A 19,215-nucleotide genomic window follows, 5' to 3' on the forward strand; every position below is an offset into this window, starting at 1 on the left:
TCGGACCACTAATTGGACTTATGGGGACTGTATCGGCGGGGTGATGGCAATCTGTAACCCGATTTGAATGCCAACCCCGGATTCCTGTAGGAGCTGACGAGTGCAACGAGGCTGCGATCTTTTGATCTTGCTGTTAAAAAACAAAATCAAAAGATCGCAGCCTGCGGCAGCTCCTACAGGGGGAGCGGTGTGTCAGAACAGGCGGGCGAGCAGGGCGGTGACGGCGGTTTCGACGCGCAGGATACGTTCGCCCAGTTGCACCGGTTGCAGGCCGGATTTGCCCAGCAGGTCGATTTCGTAGGGAATCCAGCCACCTTCGGGGCCGATCGCCAGCGTTACCGGTTCGCTCAACGCACGTGGGCACGGCGGGTAATTGCCGGGATGGCCGACCAGGCCGAGGGTGCCTTCGCTGATCGCTGGCAGACGATCTTCGACGAACGGTTTGAAGCGTTTCTCGATGATGATCTCCGGCAGCACGGTATCGCGGGCCTGTTCGAGGCCGAGGATCAGGTTCTCGCGAATCGCTTCCGGCTCGAGAAACGGCGTCTGCCAGAAGCTCTTCTCGACCCGGTAGCTGTTGACCAGAATCACCTTCGACACGCCCATGGTCGCTACGGTCTGGAACACCCGTCGCAGCATTTTCGGGCGGGGCAGGGCCAGCACCAGGGTCAGCGGCAGCTTGGCCGGCGGTGGTTGATCGAGGATGACGCGCAACTCGGCCTCGCCAGCCTCGAGGCGCAGCAGTTCAGCCGAACCCATCAGTCCGTTGATGCGCCCCACGCGCAGGCTGTCCCCGACTTCCGAGCGATGAACTTCCTGCATGTGGGTCAGGCGCCGGTCACGCAGCACGACGCGGTCGGCCGCGATGAAGTCGGCCTCTTCGAGCAACAGCAGGTTCATGCCTGGGTCGCTGGCGGCTGGTCGTTGTGATCATCGGCCGGGTTTTCGTCCGGGCGTTCGCGCTTGCTGATCAGGCCGCCGAACAGAATGCCGATTTCAAACAGCATCCACATCGGTACCGCCAGCAGGGTCTGCGAGAAGATGTCCGGCGGGGTGAGGATCATGCCGACCACGAAGCAGCCGATGATCACGTACGGGCGGATCTTCTTCAGGTATTTGACGTCGACCACGCCGATCCACACCAGCAGCACCACGGCCACCGGGATTTCGAACGCGACACCAAAGGCAAAGAACAGCGTCATCACGAAGTCGAGGTAACTGGTGATGTCGGTCATCATTTCCACGCCGGCCGGGGTGGCGGCGGCGAAGAACTTGAAGATCAGCGGGAACACGAAGTAATAGGCGAACGCCATACCGGTGTAGAACAGCAGGATGCTGGACACCAGCAGCGGCACGGCGATGCGCTTCTCATGCTTGTACAGGCCCGGCGCGATGAAGCCCCAGATCTGATGCAGGATCACCGGAATCGCGAGGAACAGCGAGACCATCATCGTCAGCTTCAGCGGCGTCAGGAACGGCGACGACACATCCGTGGCGATCATCGTCGCGCCGACCGGCAGGTACTGGCGCAGCGGCGTCGAGACGAAGGTGTAGATCTGCTGGGTGAAGGCGAACAACCCGGCGAAGATGATGAACACCGCCGCCACACAACGCAGCAGGCGGGTGCGCAACTCGGTGAGGTGCGATACCAGCGGCATGTGCTGGTCGTTTTCAGGGAGATCGCTCATGGGGCTCGCGGCGGCAGTGTTGGGTCGTGAGGCGCGGGTGTAATCGGCGCGGCGTTTGGCGCAACGTGTTCAACAGATGGTTCCACGGCGGCTGGCGCCGTTTCTGTCGGAGCTACAACGGCAGCAGGTGCTGGTGGCGCCGTCGCGGCAGCAGGGCTGTGAATCGTCTGCTCACCCACATGCTCAACCGGCGTCGGCTCCTGCTGAACCGGCGTGAAAATCTTCCGCGCCTCCTGCTCCAGCGACAGAATGTGCTCGTTGTGCAGTTGCCGACGGATCTCGTCGGCACCGATTTCACGTTCAACTTCCTGTTTGATCGCGTTGAAGCTGCGCTTCAGCCGGCCGACCCACAGGCCGGCGGTGCGCGCAGCGCCCGGCAGACGCTCGGGGCCCAGCACCAGCAGGGCGACGAGGCCGACGAGCAGCAGTTCAGAGAAGCTGATACCAAACATTTGTCAGTCTCACACGTCTTTGCGGATCGGCTCTTCGACTTTCTGCGCCTGCACGTCGATGGTGTGCGGCGGGTTGGCCTGAGCGGTGGCCTGCGGCTGCACCGGTGGAACGGGCTGCGCAGGCGTTACGGTCGGATCGGCGGCCGGTTTTTCGTCATCGTTCATGGCTTTACGGAAGCCCTTGATCGACTCGCCGACGTCGGTGCCGAGGTTTTTCAGTTTCTTGGTGCCGAACACCAGCACCACGACTACCAGAATGACGATCCAGTGTTTCCAGTCAAAAATGCCCATGTTGCTGTTCCTCTCTAAAAATTGTTCAGGCGGACGGACGCGAGGCTTTCTCGACGTGTCCGGATAGACCGAAGCGACGATCCAGTTCATCCAGCACGGCCTGCGGATGCTGCCCCAGTTGGGCGAGCATGACCATGCTGTGGAACCACAGGTCGGCAGTCTCGTAGATCACATCGCTGCAGTCACCGCTGATGGCAGCGTCCTTGGCGGCAATAATGGTTTCGACCGACTCTTCGCCGACTTTCTCCAGAATCTTGTTCAGGCCTTTGTGATACAGACTAGCTACATATGAGCTGTCGGCCGCTGCGCCTTTTCGCTCTTCGAGCACTTCGGCCAGGCGAGTCAGGGTGTCACTCATGTTTGTGTCCTGCGGAATAGATAGCGTGCGGGTCTTTCAGAACCGGGTCGACTGTCTTCCAGTCGCCGTTTTCGTAGACGCGGTAAAAGCAGCTTTGACGGCCGGTATGGCAAGCGATGTCGCCGATCTGTTCGACCATCAGGATGATCACGTCGGCATCACAGTCCAGGCGCATTTCATGCAGGGTCTGTACGTGGCCGGACTCTTCGCCCTTGCGCCACAGCTTGCCACGGGAACGTGACCAGTAGATTGCACGGTTTTCCGCAGCGGTCAGTTCCAGCGCTTCGCGGTTCATCCAGGCCATCATCAGCACGCGTCCGGTCTTGTGATCCTGGGCAATCGCCGGCACCAGGCCATCGGCGTCCCACTTGATCTCGTCCAGCCAGTTTTTCATCTTCGACTCCGACAGCGAACCCGCACTTCAATAGTCGGGTTCAGGCGTTGAAACAGTGTGCCAGCCGATCAGCGAACTGGCTATCGGCGAACGACCAGATACAAGCCGACTGCCACCATGATGCCCGCCGGCCAATGCCCCAGTTCGTGCAACGGGCCGCCGGCTGCGAGGATCGTCCCGCCCGCCAGATGCGCGCAACCGAGCAGGCGCAGGAACCAGTCGTCCTTGCGTTTGTGCCACGGTGGTGGCGGGTCGTAGGCGTGCGGTTGCGACATGCGCTCGAGCAGGTCACGGGCCATGTTGGCCAGGTGCGGCAGCTGTTCGAACTGGCTCTGCACGTTGCCGAGCAAGGCTTTGGGGCTGACGCGCTCGCGCATCCAGCGCTCGAGGAACGGCTGCGCGGTGTTCCACAGATCCAGATCCGGGTACAGCTGACGGCCAAGGCCCTCGATGTTCAACAGAGTCTTCTGCAGCAGAACCAGTTGCGGCTGCACTTCCATGTTGAAGCGCCGCGCAGTCTGGAACAGGCGCATCAGCACCTGGCCAAATGAAATATCTTTTAACGGTTTTTCGAAGATCGGTTCGCATACGGTGCGGATCGCCGCTTCGAATTCGTTGAGTTTGGTTTCCGCCGGCACCCAGCCCGAATCGATGTGCAACTGCGCCACGCGGCGGTAGTCACGCTTGAAGAAGGCGAACAGGTTGCGCGCCAGATAATCCTGGTCTTCCGGGGTCAGGCTGCCGACGATGCCGCAGTCGATCGCGATGTACTGCGGGCTCCACGGGTTGACGGTGCTGACGAAGATGTTGCCCGGGTGCATGTCGGCGTGGAAGAAACTGTCGCGGAACACCTGGGTGAAAAAGATCTCCACGCCGCGCTCGGCGAGCATTTTCATGTCGGTGCGCTGGTCGGCGAGGGTCGCCAGATCCGTCACCTGAATCCCGTAGATACGCTCCATCACCAGCACTTTCGGCCGGCACCAGTCCCAATAGACTTGCGGCACATAGAGCAGCGGCGAGCCTTCGAAGTTGCGCTTCAACTGGCTGGCGTTGGCCGCCTCGCGCAGCAGGTCGAGCTCGTCGTAGATGGTTTTTTCGTAGTCCTGCACCACGTCCACCGGGTGCAGCAGGCGAGCGTCGGCGGAGACCTTTTCGGCGGCGCGGGCGAGGATGAACAGCCATGCCAGATCCTGGGCGATCACCGGTTTCAGGCCCGGGCGGATCACCTTGACCACCACTTCTTCGCCGGTCTTCAGTTGCGCGGCGTGCACCTGCGCCACCGAGGCCGAGGCCAGCGGCTCGACGTCGAAACGGCTGAACACTTCGCTGATCTTCTTGCCCAGCTGTTCTTCGATCAGCTTGATCGACAGCTGCGAATCGAACGGCGGCACGCGGTCCTGCAGCAGCATCAACTCATCGGCGATGTCTTCCGGCAGCAGGTCGCGGCGGGTCGAAAGAATCTGCCCGAACTTGATGAAAATCGGCCCCAGATCCTGCAGTGCCAGACGCAGACGCGCACCACGGCTCAGCTCCAACGGCTTGCGCGGCAACCAGCGCCACGGCAGCACATAGCGCAGCGCCAGGAGAAACCAGGGCAGCGGCAGCTCGAACAGCAGGTCATCGAGGCGGTAGCGGATCACGACGCGCTGGATGCGCAACAGACGGCGGACGGCAAGCAGCTTCATGCGTTATCGCTTGGGTCGAGGGATCGGGAAAGGCGCTCGAAACGCGCCTCGAGACGTTCCAGATCAAGTTTGATCCGGTCCAGTTCGCTGAATCGCGCTTCGGCTTCGCGCTGGCCGACGAGGGTGCGCGATTCTTCGGCGAGGTATTCGGCGAGGTTCTGGTTGAGGCTGGCAAATCCTTGTTGATACCAGCGTGCGCGGCTGCGCAGGTGACCGCCAATCAGTTGCGTGGCGACCGGTCCGAGCCAGCGCGAGAGTTCGTACTCCCAGTCCAGCTCGAGGTCCTGCAGCACCCCGGCCAGTTCCAGCAGCACGCCGCTGTCACCGTCGAGCTCGACTTCCGGGGCGTGCAGCACCGCGGTCTTGTCTTTGCTCAGGGCCAGTTTCACCAGGCTCGAGGCCGGGGCGCGCAGGGTGCAGTCGACGCCGGTTTCCCAGTGCGAGGCGAGCATCAGGCCCTCATCGCTGGGCAGGATGAACAGTTGCAGCGCCGGGCTGCGGCAATCGACGGCAATCACCTTGCCGGTCAGATGCGCCAGCCGCGGCAGCGCCGTGCTGTCGAGACGCAGCACCCGGTTCAGACCGAGTTCGACGCTGGCAAGCAGCCCGGTGAGCAACATCAGGGCTTGATGCCGCGGTGCAGGGCGACGATGCCTGCGGTCATGTTGTGATAGGTCACGCGGTCGAAACCGGCGTCGACCATCATCGACTTCAGGGTTTCCTGATTCGGGTGCATGCGGATCGATTCGGCCAGGTAGCGATAGCTTTCCGAATCGTTGGTGATCAGCTTGCCCATCAGCGGCATGAAGGCGAACGAGTAGGCGTCGTAGGCTTTCGACATCAGCGCGTTGGTCGGCTTGGAGAACTCCAGCACCAGCAAGCGGCCGCCGGGCTTGAGCACGCGCAGCATCGAGCGCAGGGCGTCTTCTTTGTGCGTCACGTTGCGCAGGCCGAAGGCGATGGTCACGCAGTCGAAATGGTTGTCCGGGAACGGCAGTTTTTCCGCGTCCGCCTGAACGAATTCGACGTTGCCCGACACACCCAGATCCAGCAGACGGTCACGGCCGACCTTGAGCATCGATTCGTTGATGTCGGCCAATACCACCTGACCGGTCGGGCCAACCAGGTGCGAGAATTTTTTGGTCAGATCACCGGTGCCGCCGGCGATGTCGAGCACGCGGTTGCCTGCACGCACGCCAGACAGTTCGATCGCGAAACGCTTCCACAGGCGGTGCATGCCGCCCGACAGAAGGTCGTTCATCAGGTCGTACTTCGCGGCTACGGAGTGGAACACCTCAGCGACTTTTTCCGCTTTCTGGCTTTCCGGAACGTTTTTGAAGCCGAAGTGAGTGGTGGGTTCGGCATCGCTGCCTTTGCGCTGATCAGTCATATCGCTGTCACCAAAAGAGAATGCGCGACATTCTAATCCCCAAGCCATGCTTTGTCTTGGAATGGCTAAAGGTAAGATGGGCAACCTTCGGGACGATTTGCCGCAGACGCGGTCAAGATTTACCGTCACCCATTCATCAAGCAGGAGTCATTCGATGGCCAAAATCAGTGTTGAGCGTGCCCACAGCCTGGGCAAGGAAGCCGCCCGCGAGAAGGCCGACAAGCTGGCGCAGAAACTCTCCGATCAATATGGCCTGGAGCCGCAGTGGTCGGGCGACACCCTGAACCTCAAGCGCTCGGGCGTGAAAGGCGCGGTGCATGTGGCCGACGACTTGATCCGTGTCGACGTGGAGTTGGGCATCATGATGTCGGCCATGAGCGGCATGATCAAAGCCGAGATCGAGAAGGCGCTGGACAAAGCGCTGGTCTGATTTCTGCCTGAAATGAAATTCTCCTGTGGGAGCGGGCTTGCTCGCGAATGCGGTGCAACAGTCGACATTTCTCGTGACTGGTACACCGCATTCGCGAGCAAGCCCGCTCCCACATTTGTTTTGTGGTGCTCCCGGATTTTATGTCAGTTGTTAGGGTGCCGTTTCTAATTTTTCTCCCTACTTTGTGCCTGAGCCCGACACATCTGCGGGCAGTTCCTCAAACCTTCTGCGCGTGAGGTGCACCATGGCCAAAGTCATTCTGAAGAAAAAAATCGACGCTTCGACTTCTGCTCTGAGCGACGTCAAATCCTATGCCCGCAAGATCTGGCTGGCAGGCCTGGGTGCCTACACCAAGGTCGGCCAAGAGGGCAGCGACTACTTTCAAGAGCTGATCAAGGCTGGTCAAACTGTTGAAAAGAAAGGCAAAAGAGTCGTCACCGAAAAACTCGAAGCCGCCAATGCCGAGATCGACGAAGCCAAGGATGAGGTCAGCTCGTTTAAAGGTCGCGTCGAAGTTCAGCTCGACAAGGTCGAGAAGGCGTTCGACTCCCGTGTAGCAAGCGCCTTGAATCGTATCGGCATTCCGTCTAAACATGACGTTGAGACACTCTCTGCTAAGCTCGATGAGCTGACGGCATTGCTCGAACGCGTCGCGCGTAAATCTTAAGGAGAACGGGATGGCTGGTAAAAAGAACACCGATAAAGAAGGCAGCTCGTGGATTGGGAAAGTCGAAGACTACTCCCGCAAAATCTGGCTGGCTGGTTTAGGCGTGTACTCGAAGATCGACACTGACGGCAGCAAGCTCTTCGAGTCACTGGTCAAAGACGGCGAGAAAGCCGAGAAGCTCACCAAGTCGGCAGTCGGCAAGAAAGTCGATGCCGCCAAGGATTCCGCTTCTTCGGCCAAGTCGCGCATCAGCGGCGTGAAAGATCGCGCACTGGGCAAGTGGGACGAGCTGGAAGGGGCTTTCGACAAGCGCCTGAACAGCGCGATTTCGCGCCTGGGTGTGCCTAGCCGCAATGAAGTCAAAGCGCTGCACAGCAAGGTCGAGACCCTGACCAAGCAGATCGAGAAACTCACCGGTCTGAAAACCCAACCGGTCGCGGCGAAAACCGCAGCGGCCAAACCGGCAGCCAAAACCGCCGCCAAGCCATTGGCTAAAGCGGCTGCGAAACCAGCTGCCAAAGCTGCGGCCAAGCCCGCGGCAAAAACCGCTGCCGCCAAGCCTGCTGCTAAAACGGCCGCTGCCAAACCAGCCGCCAAGGCTGCCGCGAAACCGGTTGCTGCCAAAGCGGCTGCGAAACCTGCGGCCAAGTCCGCGGCCAAACCAGCCGCCAAGCCAGCAGCGAAAACCGCTGCCGCGAAACCGGCTGCCAAACCTTCGGCCAAACCGGCTGCGGCGAAAAAACCGGCAGTGAAAAAACCGGCCGCGCCGAAGGCCGCTGCTCCGAAGCCAGCTGCACCCGCAGCAGCCAAGCCAGCCACCCCGGCAACCCCGGCCAGCGCGTCGAACTCCGCCGCTGCACCGACTCCGGCAGCCACCCCGACTGCTGCATCGACCCCGTCGACGCCAACCAGTCAGTCCTGATTTTTCAGGGCAAAACAAAACGCCCGGCCTGTGAAGGTCGGGCGTTTTTGTTTGTGCTTTTAAAAGCTTACCCTCACCCCAGCCCTCTCCCCGAGGGAGAGGGGGCCGATTCGGGGATGCTTCAGCCTTACACCGACCTGAAAGTGTCGTATTGAATCCATAATCGACTGGATTTTTCAGGTCGCCGTATCGCGTAAGACAATAAGGTCAGTCCCCTCTCCCTCTGGGAGAGGGTTAGGGTGAGGGGCTCTTGATTTCATTCGTGATCTTCGAGGTATTGCAGGGCCATCCGCTCCGTCGCCACTTTCACCGGCGGCAGCAGATGCGGCGCCACCAGCATCATGATCTGGTACACCACCAGTTTGACCTCACCCTCGCGATCGAGAATCCGCTGATAGTCCAGCGAGAACAGCAAGGTCATGGTGATCTGCTCCACCAGTTGCCCCAACGCCTGGGTATCACTGACCAGTTGCCCCGAAGCCTTCAACCGCGCCAGCAATGACGCCAGCGTACGCTTGAGCGCGTTGAGCAGGTTGCGAATACCCTTGGCCAGTTTCGGCAGGCGCCCGGCGAGGTTCGACAGGTCCTGGAACAGAAACCGGTACTGCGCCAGGCGCTCGACGATCAGGTGCAGAAACAGCCAGTAATCCTCCGGCGCCAGCTCGGCATCCGATGGCGGATCGAGCAGCGGCGCCAGTTCGTTCTGGAAGCGTTCGAACAGGCCCAGAATCAACGGCTCCTTGCCGTGAAAGTGGTAGTAGAGATTGCCGGGGCTGATCCCCATTTCATTGGCAACTTCCATGGTGGAGACGTTGGGCTCACCCTTTTCGTTGAACAGTTGCAGAGCACATTCGAGAATCCGGTCGCGGGTTTTCATCCAGTCTTCTTAGAAAAGTTCGGTTAAGCGTCAGCGCACATGCACGTAGGTGCCGGGTGCTGCCTCCATCGGTGGATAATTCGGGTTGCCGAGGGTAAACGTGGTTTCGTGCTGCGTGCCGGAGCGCTGCTGTATCCACTCCAGCCACTGCGGCCACCAACTGCCGTCGACGCGCTTGGCGTCGTAGTACCAGGCGCGCGGATCGCTGCTCAGCTTGCCGTTCTCGACGTAATTGGCTTTCGGGTTGCTCGGCGGGTTGAGGATGCTCTGCACGTGCCCACTGTTGGACAGTACGAAACGTCGCTCGCCACCGAGCAGCAGGGTCGAGCGGTACACCGCGTCCCACGGCGTGATGTGGTCGTTCATGCCGGCCACGCTGAAGCTGTCGACGGTGACTTTCTGCAGGTCGATTGGCGTACCGCAGACTTCCAGGCCACCCGGGTGGGTCAGCGGGTTGTGCTTGAAGAAGTCCAGCAGGTCGCCGTGGAACGCGGCGGGCAGGCGGGTGTTGTCGTTGTTCCAGTAGAGAATGTCGAAGGCCGGCGGCTCCTTGCCGAGCAGGTAGTTATTGACGAAGTAGCTCCAGATCAAATCGTTGGGCCGCATCCAGGCAAACACCTTGGCCATGTCGCGACCGTCGAGCACGCCTCGCTGGTAGGAGCGGCGTTTGGCCGCTTCGATGGTCTGTTCGTCGGCGAACAGGGTGGTCGGGGTCTCGATCTCACTGTCGAGCAGGCTGACCAGATAGGTCGCACTGGAGATCCGTCGCAGTTGCCGTTTCGCCTGCAGATGACCCTGCAGCGCGGCGATGGTCAGGCCACCGGCGCAGGCACCCATCAGATTCACCTCGCGCGCGCCGGTGATCGCCCGGCAGATGTTCATCGCTTCTTCCACCGCTTCGACGTAGGTCGAGAGGCCCCATTCCCGGTGGCGTACGTCCGGGTTGCGCCAACTGATCATGAAGGTCTGCAGGCCGTTTTTCAGCGCGTACTGGACGAAGCTGTTCTGCGGGCTGAGGTCGAAAATGTAGTACTTGTTGATTTGCGGCGGCACCACCAGCAGCGGCTTGGCGTACTGCTTTTCGCTCATCGGCTTGTACTGGATCAGCTCGAGCATCTCGTTGCGAAACACCACGGCGCCGGTGGTGGTGGCGACGGTCTTGCCGACCTCGAACGCCTGCTTGGTAACCTGGCGTGGCAGGCCATCGTTGTGCAGCAGATCATCAAACAGATGGCTCAGGCCGCGCACCAGACTCTGGCCGCCGGAATTGAACAGCTCCTTGACCGCCAGCGGATTGAGCAAGGTATTGGAGGGCGCGACGGCATCGTTGAGCAAGGTGAACGCGAAGTGCGCGCGAGCGCGATCGTCCTCGCTCATGCTGCTTTCATCGATCCAGCTCTTGACCTGTTTCTGCCAGGCCAGATACGCCTGCAGGCTGCGCCGGTAGAACGGATTGAGGCTCCACGCCGGATCGGCGAACCGCGCGTCCTGCGGGTTGGTCGGGTGCAGGGTTTCACCGAGCAGCACGCGACCGAGCTGGCCGCCGAGTTTCAAGGCGTGTTTGGCACTGTGGAGCGGGTTGCGCAGACCGTGGGCGGCGACGCTGCGCAAGGTCGAGAGCAAGTCCCGCCCACGCAGGCCGGTCATTGCACTTTGTGCATTGATGAACACGGCGGGACTGGGCACTACGCCCGTCGCAGGTTTGTCGCGCATGACTCAACACTCCTTCGTCTTCAGGTCAAAAACAAACTCACCGAACCAGAACACCATAGTCGCTGTTACGGGTTGCTGCCTGCGCGGCGTCCTGCCGCGCACTTTGTTCAAAACCCTGCATAAAGCCTGCCGCCGTGATTTATCCGCCCAGTGGGGTCGGGTGCGGGTGCATCACGGCGCGCTGCCGTTCCTCCTCAAGGAATTTCATGATGATCGGCGCCACGGCTTCGGCACGGGTGATCAGGAACAGATGACCGTCGTCGATGATGTGCAACTGGGCGTTGGGGATGCGCCAGGCGAGCATGCGCATGTTGATCAGCGGGATCAGCGGATCGTCGTCGCCGGCCAGCACCAGGGTCGGCTGATGGATCTTGTGCAGCCAGTGAATGCTGGTCCAGCCGAGGCCGGCGAACAGCTGCCAGTAGTAACCGAGCTTGCCCGCCGAACGCACTTTCGCCGCATGGCTGGCGGCCAGGGTCGGGTCGCGGCGGAACGAGCCGCCGTAAATCAACGGCGCAATGCGGATCACGTGGGACGGCTGGATGTAGCGCCGGGGGCTGGCCATCATCCACAGCACTTTCGGCTTGCCCGGCACCATGAAGGCGCCGGCCGCAGTCGCTGCCAGCACCAGTTTCTTGCAGCGTTCGGGGTAGTCGTGGGCGAATTGCTGCGCCAGCGCGCCGCCCCACGACACGCCGATCACGTTGACCTGACCGTAGTCGAGGTAGTCGAGCATCCGCGCCGTCAGCTTCGCCAGCCCGGGAAAGCGATAAGGCCGGTTGGGCGTCGACGAGCCGCCGACACCGGGTACGTCGAAGGCGATCACTTCCAGATCCGGGTCCAGCGCCGCGACGAACGGAAACACCAGCTCCAGGTTGGCACCGATGCCGTTGAAAATCAGCAAGGGCGTCAAATGAGGCTTGCCGGGGCGTACCGCGGTGCGGAGGGTCTGCCCATCCAGATCGACGGTACGGAAAATGAACGGTTGCGGCATGCTTCAGGCCCTGTGGGTCAATCTCAATATCACCTCCAATCCCCTGTGGGAGCGGGCATTGTGGCGAGGGGATTTATCCCCGATCGACTGCGAAGCAGTCGCACACCCTCAAACGCGGAGAATCATAGTTGCCGCGATTGCAGGTTTTGGGGCCGCTGCGCGACCCATCGGGGATGAATCCCCTCACCACAAGCCCGCTCCCACAGGGGGATGAGGTGTGTCAGTTACCGCTCATGAACGTAAGTGCCCGGCGATGCTTCACCTGGCGCGTACGCCTTGTTGCCGAGTTTGGTTGGTGCTTTTTTCAGATTACCCGAGCGTTCAGCCTGCCACGCCTGCCAGTACAGCCACCAGGAATCGGTGTGCTTGGTCGAGTTCTCTTGCCATTCGTCGGCATTGGCGGCCATGCCTTCGCTGGTCATATAGCGCGATTTCGGGTTGCCCGGCGGGTTCAGGATGCTCTGGATGTGCCCGCTGCTCGACAGCACGAACTCGACCTTGCCGCCAAACAGCTGCGCCGACTTGTAGCAGGACTTCCACGGGGTGATGTGGTCGTTGGTACCGGCCAGCGAGAAAATGTCGGCGGTGACCTGCTTGAGGTCGATCGGCGTGCCGCACACTTCCAGTGCATTGGGGCGGATCAGTGGGTTGTTTTTGAACATCTCGATCAGGTCGCCGTGGAACGCGGCCGGCAGTCGAGTCGTATCGTTGTTCCAGAACAGGATGTCGAACACCGGTGGCTCGTTGCCCAGCAGGTAGTTGTTGACCCAGTAGTTCCAGATCAGGTCGTTGGGGCGCATCCACGCGAAGACCTTGGCCATGTCTTTGCCTTCGAGCACGCCGGCCTGATATGAGTGACGTTTGGCGGTCTCGAGGGTCTGCTCGTCGACGAACAGGGCGACGTCGCTGTCCAGGGTGGTATCGAGCACGCTGACCAGCAGGGTCAGGGCGTTGACCTTCTTTTCGCCGAGGGCGGCGTAGTGGCCGAGCAGGGCGGTGCAGGTGATGCCACCGGAGCAGGCGCCGAGCATGTTCACGTCTTTGCTGCCGGTGATTGCGGTGACCACGTCGACTGCTTCTTTCAGCGCATCGATGTAGGTCGACAGGCCCCACTCGCGCTGGGCCTTGGTCGGGTTGCGCCAACTGACGATGAAAGTCTGCACGTTATTACGCAGGCAGAAGCGCGCCAGACTCTTGTCCGGGCTCAAATCGAAAACGTAGAACTTGTTGATCTGTGGCGGCACCACGAGCAGTGGCCGCTCATGGACCTGTTCGGTGATCGGCTTGTACTGGATCAGCTCCAGCACGTCGTTGCGAAACACCACCGCGCCTTCGGTCACGCCAAGGCTCTTGCCGACCTCGAACGCGCCCATGTTGACCTGGCTCGGCATGCCGCCGTTGTGCACCAGATCCTTGGCCAGATGCGAGAGGCCATCGAGCAGGCTTTTGCCGCCGGTCTCGAAGAAGCGTTTGACCGCCGCCGGGTTGGCGGCGGTGTTGGTCGGGGCCATGGCTTCGGTCATCAGGTTGATCACGAAGTGGCCGCGCGCGATGTCTTTGGGTGACAGGCTGCTGTCGTCGATCCAGGAATGGAGCTCCTTGCGCCACGCCAGGTAAGTTTGCAGATAACGTTTGTAGAGCGGGTTCTGACTCCACGCCGGATCAGCGAAGCGACGGTCATCGCTGGCCGGTTGCAGTTCCGATTTGCCGAACAGCACGTTCTTCAGTTCGAGACCGAAATGGGTCACGTGCTTGACGCTATGGATCGGTTGTTTGATGGCCTGGGTCAGCACCATTCGAGCAGAGGCCAGCAGATCCTTTCCGCGCAGCCCAACGACGGGATTAAGCCCCAGGGTATTTTCCGAGGCTTGGTACTTCAGGTCATCGTTATTCTTGTTACTCATCTACGACGCTCCATTGTCCTGAGACGAGTACCCGGTTTCTGCTGTGCAGTTCCACAGCTAATGCCAGGTACTACTGCTCGGGTGACCGTTAATTCTGCATAGCTGCTTTACAGTCGTAGAGCACTGCAGGGAACTTGCCAGCTCCATTGGTTACCCGAGTTTAATTTTTTTCGCAAGCAGGCCGATCCTCGGCCACACAGCAGAGCATTCAAACAGATGAATTTAGAAAATGCCCTCTAAAGAGCAAGAGTCTCGGACTAGAGCATCAGCTTGACGATTGACTCGTCCGGATCGCGGGTTTTCCCGGCCGCTTTGAGCTCGGCCAGATAATCGGCCCAGAGTGCGTCATGGCGTCGCCCCAGCTCGTAGAGATATTCCCAGGTGAACAAGCCGCTGTCGTGACCGTCGTCGAAGGTCAGTTTCAGTGCGTACTGACCGGCCGGTTCCAGGCCGCTGAGGCCGACATTGAGCTTGCCGAATTGCAGGATCGGTTTGCCGTGGCCCTGGACCTCGGCGGAAGGGGAATGCACGCGCAGGAATTCGGCGGGCAGGGTGTACTCCTCGCCGGACGCGTATTTGAGCGTCAGGGTTTTCGAGGCTTTGTGCAGTTTGATGTCGGTGGGGATTGAGGTCATGGTCTGGCGTCCGTTGTGTGGGCGACCCTGATTCAAATGTGGGAGCGGGCTTGCTCGCGAATGCGGTATGTCAGCCAACATTGCTGTCGACTGGCACGGCCTCTTCGCGAGCAAGCCCGCTCCCACAGGGTCCGCTACCGCTGTAAGTATGGCTTACAGGATATAACGGGACAGGTCTTCGTTCTGCGCCAATTCGCCCAGATGGCTGTTGACGTACGCAGCGTCGATCAGGATCGGCTTGTCGTCATGCGCGCTGGCCAGGTCGCCGGCACTGAACGACACCTCTTCCAGCAGACGCTCAAGCAGCGTGTGCAGACGACGGGCACCGATGTTCTCGGTTTTCTCGTTGACCTGCCAGGCGATCTCCGCCAGACGCTTGATGCCTTCCGGCTGGAACTGGATGTTCAGGCCTTCGGTTTTCAGCAGCGCGCAATATTGCTCGGTGAGCGATGCGTGCGGCTCGCTGAGGATGCGCTCGAAGTCTTCCGGGCTCAGCGCCTTGAGCTCGACACGGATCGGCAGACGGCCCTGCAGCTCCGGCACCAGATCGCTCGGCTTGCTCAGGTGGAACGCACCGGAGGCGATGAACAGGATGTGATCGGTCTTGACCATGCCCAGCTTGGTGTTGACGGTGCAGCCCTCGATCAGCGGCAGCAAATCGCGCTGTACGCCTTCACGGGACACATCGGCGCCGCCGACATTGCCGCGTTTGGCGACCTTGTCGATTTCGTCGATGAACACGATGCCGTGCTGCTCGACCGCTTCCAGCGCCTTGGCCTTCAACTCTTCTTCGTTGACCAGACGCCCGGCCTCTTCGTCGCGCACCAGTTTCAGCGCTTCTTTGACCTTGAGCTTGCGAGCTTTCTTCTTGCCCTTGCCCATGTTGGCGAACAGGTTCTGCAGCTGGCTGGTCATCTCTTCCATGCCAGGCGGCGTGGCGATTTCGATGCCGGCCACTTCGGCGACTTCGATCTCGATTTCCTTGTCGTCCAACTGGCCTTCGCGCAGGCGCTTGCGGAACAGCTGACGGGTGTTGGAATCGCTGCTCGGTGCTTCTTCATTGCTGAAGCCCATGCGCGCCGGTGGCAGCAGCGCGTCGAGGATGCGGTCCTCGGCAGCGTCTTCGGCACGGTGACGCACGCGGGTCATTTCCTGCTCGCGGAGCATCTTGATCGCGGCGTCGGCCAGATCACGGATGATCGATTCGACGTCACGGCCGACGTAGCCGACTTCGGTGAATTTGGTCGCTTCGACCTTGATGAACGGCGCGTTGGCCAGTTTCGCCAGACGACGGGCGATCTCGGTTTTACCGACACCGGTCGGGCCGATCATCAGAATGTTTTTCGGGGTCACTTCAACGCGCAGCTCTTCAGGCAGCTGCATGCGGCGCCAGCGGTTGCGCAGGGCAATCGCGACGGCGCGCTTGGCATCGTCCTGGCCGATGATATGGCGGTTGAGTTCGTGGACGATTTCGCGGGGAGTCATGGACATAGTAATTGACGGTCCTCAAGCAGAAACAAGCCGTGGCACTTTGGCCGCGTCAGGCTTATTCAGCGAGATCCTGCTCCTCAATGGTCTGGGTGTGGTTGGTGAATACACAGATGTCGCCGGCGATACCGAGGGCAGTTTCGACGATCTCCCGGGCCGACAGGTCGGTCTTTTTCAACAGCGCGCTGGCTGCGGCTTGCGCGTAGGCGCCGCCGGAACCCATGGCGATCAGGCCGTCTTCGGGTTCGACCACGTCACCGTTGCCGGTGATGATCAGCGAGGCGTCCTTGTTGGCGACCGCGAGCATGGCTTCGAGGCGGCTCAGGGAGCGGTCGGTGCGCCATTCTTTGGCGAGTTCGACAGCGGCGCGGATCAGGTGGCCCTGATGTTTCTCGAGCTGGCCTTCAAAACGTTCGAACAGGGTGAAGGCGTCGGCGGTGGCACCGGCGAAACCGGCGATGACCTGGCCGTGGTACAGGCGACGAACTTTCTTCGCGTTGCCTTTCATCACGGTGTTGCCGAGAGAAACCTGGCCGTCGCCGCCCATGACGACTTTGCCGTGGCGGCGGACTGAAACGATGGTGGTCAAGGGAAGAGTCTCCACGCAGCGGGGCGAAAATGCCTTATGCCCATTCATATGGGGGTGCTGGAGAGGATTTCAACCGGGGAGGGTAATGGGAGACGAATGGTGTTTGATGACTGTGGCGAGGGGATTTATCCCCGATGGGGCGCGAAGCGGCCCTGAGACCTGCGATTGCAGCCGGTCTGGCACACCGCGCATGCTGGATTTACGACTGCTGCGCAGCCGGTCGGGGATGAATCCCCTCACCACAGGGATTGTGGGCAGCCTCGGAATGAGGCTGCCCACGGGGGGGCAATCAGCGGCTCTGGCGTTGTTGTAACAACAGGTTGCTGAAGCCGCTGCCGGCCAGTTGTTTCTGCGCAGTGGTCAGTTGCTCGCGATTGCTGAACGGGCCGACCAATACGCGGTACCAGGTTTCATCCTTCACCGTGCCCGACTCAACCGAAACAGCCTGGCCCAGCAGAATGATCTGCGCCCGCACCTTGTCCGCGTCCGCCTCTTTGCGGAACGAGCCGGCCTGGAGGAAGAACTTGGTCACCGGCGCCGCTTTCGCCACCGGTGGCGCTGGCGGCGGGGTAATACCTGACAGCGCAGCCTGCGCCCGTGCGGTGTCGATCTTCGCCGCTTCCGCCGGGGTGACCGGCGTGGTCGGCACTTGTGGCGTCGGCAGGGTTTTCTCCGGCACGGCATCCGGCGGCACGATCACTTCCGATTCCGGCAGCAAGGTGTAGAAGTCGTACTTCGGCTTCACCGGTTGCGTCGGGCTCGGCGGGGTCTTGTTGGCCTCGGCGATCTTCGACGCTTTCTGCTGCTGCGCCTGCTCGACTTTCTCGCGCTTGACCGTGTCGCTGCCCTTGCCCGGTTCCAGTTTCATCAGGAACACGATGAACGCACCGACCGTCAGGCCGATGGCCATCCACAGCCAGCCCGGGATCGGTTGCTTTGCAGGAGCTTGGTAACGGCTGGCGCCACGCTTGGGTGCAGGTTTTTTCTTGGCAGCCAACTTACATGCGCTCCAGAGTTTCCAGGCCCAACAGTTCCAGGCCTTGCTTGAGAGTACGACCGGTCAGCGCGGCCAGACGCAGACGGCTCTGCATCTGGACCGGCGTCTCGGCGGCGAGGATCGGGCAGTTCTCGTAGAAGCTGGAGAACAGACCGGCGACGTCATACAGATAGGTGCAGAGGATGTGCGGTGTGCCTTTTTCCGCGACGTTGTTCAGCACTTCGCCGAACTGCGCCAGTTTCGCCGCCAGCTCTTGCTCGTGCGCCGCTTCGAGGACGATCTGGCCATCGACTTCGCTGAAGTCCTTGCCCAGTTTGCGGAACACACCGGCCACACGGGTATAGGCGTACAACAGGTACGGCGCGGTGTTGCCTTCGAAATTCAGCATCAGGTCGAAGTTGAAGCTGTAGTCGCTGGTGCGGTGCTTGGACAGGTCGGCGTATTTCACCGCACCGATGCCGACAACCTTGGCGATGTTGCGCAGTTCGTCTTCGGCCAGTGTCGGGTTTTTCTCTTTGACCAGGTTGTAGGCACGTTCCTGCGCTTCGGTCAGCAAATCGATCAGCTTCACGGTGCCGCCATCACGGGTCTTGAACGGACGGCCGTCGGCGCCGTTCATGGTGCCGAAGCCCATGTGCTCCATCTCCATCGGATGGGTCACGAAACCGGCCTTGCGCGCCACGGCGAACACTTGCTGGAAGTGCAGGGCCTGACGCTGGTCGACGAAGTACAGCGCGCGGTCGGCTTTCAGCTTGCCACTGCGGTAGCGCACGGCTGCCAGGTCAGTGGTGGCGTACAGGTAACCGCCGTCAGCCTTGACGATGATCACTGGCAGCGGATCGCCGTCGGCGTTCTTGAACTCGTCGAGGAACACGCACTGGGCGCCGTTGCTCTCGACCAGCATGCCGGCGGCTTTGAGGTCGTTGACCACGTTGATCAGGTCGTCGTTGTAGGCGCTTTCGCCCATCACGTCGGCCATGGTCAGTTTGACGTTGAGCAGTTCGTAGATCTTCTGGCAGTGCGACAGCGAGATGTCCTTGAACTTGGTCCACAGCGCCAGGCACTCGGCATCGCCGGCCTGCAGCTTGACCACCAGACCACGGGCGCGGTCGGCGAATTCTTCGGATTCGTCGAAACGCTGCTTGGCGGCGCGGTAGAAGTTTTCCAGATCGGACAGCTCGTCGCTGGTGATCGGGTTTTCCTGCAGATACGCCATCAGCATGCCGAACTGGGTGCCCCAGTCGCCCACGTGGTTCTGGCGGATCACTTCGTCGCCGAGGAACTCGAGAACACGGGCCACGCCGTCGCCGATGATCGTCGAGCGCAAGTGGCCGACGTGCATCTCTTTGGCCAGGTTCGGTGCCGACAGGTCGACCACGGTGCGCTGCGCCGGGCCGGCCTTGCGCACACCAACGTTAGCGTCGGCCAGAGCGGCGTCGAGGCGCGAGGCGAGGGCCTGGGTGTTCTGGAAGAAATTGATGAAGCCCGGACCGGCGATTTCGGCCTTGGTGACGTTCTCGTCGGCCGGCAGCGCAGCGATGATTTTCTCCGCCAGATCGCGCGGCTTCATGCCCGCAGGCTTGGCCAGCATCATGGCGATGTTGCTGGCGAAGTCGCCGTGGGTTTTGTCGCGGGCGTTCTCCACCTGAATCGCCGGCGACAGGCCTTCAGGCAACCCACCTTCGTTGACGAGTTGGGTGAGGGCTTGTTGGATCAGCTGGCGAATGGTGTCTTTCATGGT

At 60.9% G+C, this 19,215-nt stretch carries 21 protein-coding genes; 3 read left to right on the plus strand and 18 right to left on the minus strand.

All coding sequences use genetic code 11. The features are described 5' to 3' along the window. Positions 1–192: 192 nt before the first annotated feature. The 9 genes from ACOYXI_RS21350 to ubiE all read right to left on the minus strand — a co-directional run bounded on the left by ACOYXI_RS21350 (position 193) and on the right by ubiE (position 6,258). On the minus strand, positions 193–900 hold the full coding sequence (locus tag ACOYXI_RS21350; protein WP_134785237.1) for a 16S rRNA (uracil(1498)-N(3))-methyltransferase: 708 nt from the start codon (positions 898–900) through the stop codon (positions 193–195). Continuing rightward, on the minus strand, positions 897–1,688 hold the full coding sequence (gene tatC, locus ACOYXI_RS21355) for a twin-arginine translocase subunit TatC (RefSeq protein WP_134785238.1): 792 nt from the start codon (positions 1,686–1,688) through the stop codon (positions 897–899). Before tatC ends, ACOYXI_RS21350 begins: the two co-directional genes overlap by 4 nt. After that, positions 1,685–2,140, minus strand: coding sequence for a Sec-independent protein translocase protein TatB (gene tatB / locus ACOYXI_RS21360; RefSeq protein WP_098966798.1), 456 nt, complete (start codon positions 2,138–2,140; stop codon positions 1,685–1,687). Before tatB ends, tatC begins: the two co-directional genes overlap by 4 nt. Positions 2,141–2,149: 9 nt before the next feature. Further along, positions 2,150–2,431: a twin-arginine translocase TatA/TatE family subunit gene (locus ACOYXI_RS21365; protein WP_003220847.1), complete on the minus strand. Its 282-nt coding sequence runs from the start codon at positions 2,429–2,431 to the stop codon at positions 2,150–2,152. A gap of 25 nt (positions 2,432–2,456) precedes the next feature. Further along, on the minus strand, positions 2,457–2,789 hold the full coding sequence (locus ACOYXI_RS21370; protein WP_007909355.1) for a phosphoribosyl-ATP diphosphatase: 333 nt from the start codon (positions 2,787–2,789) through the stop codon (positions 2,457–2,459). Next, positions 2,782–3,183 (minus strand): phosphoribosyl-AMP cyclohydrolase, encoded by a 402-nt coding sequence (gene hisI, locus ACOYXI_RS21375; RefSeq protein ID WP_003220851.1) that lies wholly within the window; start codon positions 3,181–3,183, stop codon positions 2,782–2,784. The genes ACOYXI_RS21370 and hisI overlap by 8 nt, the downstream gene beginning before the upstream one ends. 80 nt (positions 3,184–3,263) lie before the next feature. Further along, on the minus strand, positions 3,264–4,868 hold the full coding sequence (gene ubiB, locus ACOYXI_RS21380) for a ubiquinone biosynthesis regulatory protein kinase UbiB (protein ID WP_027611297.1): 1,605 nt from the start codon (positions 4,866–4,868) through the stop codon (positions 3,264–3,266). After that, positions 4,865–5,488, minus strand: coding sequence for a ubiquinone biosynthesis accessory factor UbiJ (locus ACOYXI_RS21385; RefSeq protein WP_085732555.1), 624 nt, complete (start codon positions 5,486–5,488; stop codon positions 4,865–4,867). The genes ubiB and ACOYXI_RS21385 overlap by 4 nt, the downstream gene beginning before the upstream one ends. Further along, positions 5,488–6,258, minus strand: a complete 771-nt coding sequence (gene ubiE, locus ACOYXI_RS21390) for a bifunctional demethylmenaquinone methyltransferase/2-methoxy-6-polyprenyl-1,4-benzoquinol methylase UbiE (RefSeq protein ID WP_007961779.1) — start codon at positions 6,256–6,258, stop codon at positions 5,488–5,490. The genes ACOYXI_RS21385 and ubiE overlap by 1 nt, the downstream gene beginning before the upstream one ends. A 154-nt stretch (positions 6,259–6,412) precedes the next feature. On the opposite strand from ubiE, the gene ACOYXI_RS21395 reads away from it, so the two are divergent. The 3 genes from ACOYXI_RS21395 (at position 6,413) to ACOYXI_RS21405 (ending at position 8,277) form a co-directional block, all read left to right on the plus strand. Continuing rightward, positions 6,413–6,688: a polyhydroxyalkanoic acid system family protein gene (locus tag ACOYXI_RS21395; protein ID WP_223007180.1), complete on the plus strand. Its 276-nt coding sequence runs from the start codon at positions 6,413–6,415 to the stop codon at positions 6,686–6,688. A 244-nt stretch (positions 6,689–6,932) separates the two neighbouring features. Next, entirely contained in the window at positions 6,933–7,355 is a 423-nt protein-coding gene (locus tag ACOYXI_RS21400; RefSeq protein ID WP_027611299.1) for a phasin family protein, read from the plus strand. Between the two features lie 10 nt (positions 7,356–7,365). Beyond that, positions 7,366–8,277 carry a phasin family protein gene (locus ACOYXI_RS21405; RefSeq protein WP_461675262.1) on the plus strand — a complete coding sequence of 304 codons (912 nt, stop codon included), beginning with the start codon at positions 7,366–7,368 and terminating at the stop codon, positions 8,275–8,277. A 256-nt stretch (positions 8,278–8,533) separates the two neighbouring features. Here the strand turns inward: ACOYXI_RS21405 and ACOYXI_RS21410 are convergent, their stop codons facing one another. From ACOYXI_RS21410 to argS, 9 genes are all read right to left on the minus strand, one after another. Next, positions 8,534–9,154, minus strand: coding sequence for a TetR/AcrR family transcriptional regulator (locus ACOYXI_RS21410; protein ID WP_103520650.1), 621 nt, complete (start codon positions 9,152–9,154; stop codon positions 8,534–8,536). A gap of 30 nt (positions 9,155–9,184) precedes the next feature. Beyond that, positions 9,185–10,867, minus strand: a complete 1,683-nt coding sequence (gene phaC / locus ACOYXI_RS21415; protein ID WP_103368731.1) for a class II poly(R)-hydroxyalkanoic acid synthase — start codon at positions 10,865–10,867, stop codon at positions 9,185–9,187. 139 nt (positions 10,868–11,006) lie between these two features. Beyond that, positions 11,007–11,861 (minus strand): poly(3-hydroxyalkanoate) depolymerase, encoded by an 855-nt coding sequence (gene phaZ, locus ACOYXI_RS21420; RefSeq protein WP_027611303.1) that lies wholly within the window; start codon positions 11,859–11,861, stop codon positions 11,007–11,009. Between the two features lie 224 nt (positions 11,862–12,085). Next, on the minus strand, positions 12,086–13,765 hold the full coding sequence (phaC, locus tag ACOYXI_RS21425; protein ID WP_027611304.1) for a class II poly(R)-hydroxyalkanoic acid synthase: 1,680 nt from the start codon (positions 13,763–13,765) through the stop codon (positions 12,086–12,088). A 257-nt stretch (positions 13,766–14,022) separates the two neighbouring features. Continuing rightward, on the minus strand, positions 14,023–14,400 hold the full coding sequence (locus ACOYXI_RS21430) for a gamma-butyrobetaine hydroxylase family protein (protein ID WP_098966804.1): 378 nt from the start codon (positions 14,398–14,400) through the stop codon (positions 14,023–14,025). A gap of 153 nt (positions 14,401–14,553) precedes the next feature. Further along, complete coding sequence (gene hslU / locus ACOYXI_RS21435) at positions 14,554–15,891, minus strand: ATP-dependent protease ATPase subunit HslU (protein ID WP_007968354.1); 1,338 nt, start codon at positions 15,889–15,891, stop codon at positions 14,554–14,556. A gap of 55 nt (positions 15,892–15,946) precedes the next feature. Next, on the minus strand, positions 15,947–16,477 hold the full coding sequence (hslV, locus tag ACOYXI_RS21440; protein ID WP_007968352.1) for an ATP-dependent protease subunit HslV: 531 nt from the start codon (positions 16,475–16,477) through the stop codon (positions 15,947–15,949). A gap of 289 nt (positions 16,478–16,766) precedes the next feature. After that, entirely contained in the window at positions 16,767–17,474 is a 708-nt protein-coding gene (locus ACOYXI_RS21445) for an SPOR domain-containing protein (protein ID WP_041074932.1), read from the minus strand. Between the two features lies 1 nt (position 17,475). Continuing rightward, on the minus strand, positions 17,476–19,212 hold the full coding sequence (gene argS, locus ACOYXI_RS21450) for an arginine--tRNA ligase (RefSeq protein ID WP_461675263.1): 1,737 nt from the start codon (positions 19,210–19,212) through the stop codon (positions 17,476–17,478). Between the last annotated feature and the right edge of the window lie 3 nt (positions 19,213–19,215).

Source organism: Pseudomonas sp. G3-19 (assembly GCF_054855875.1).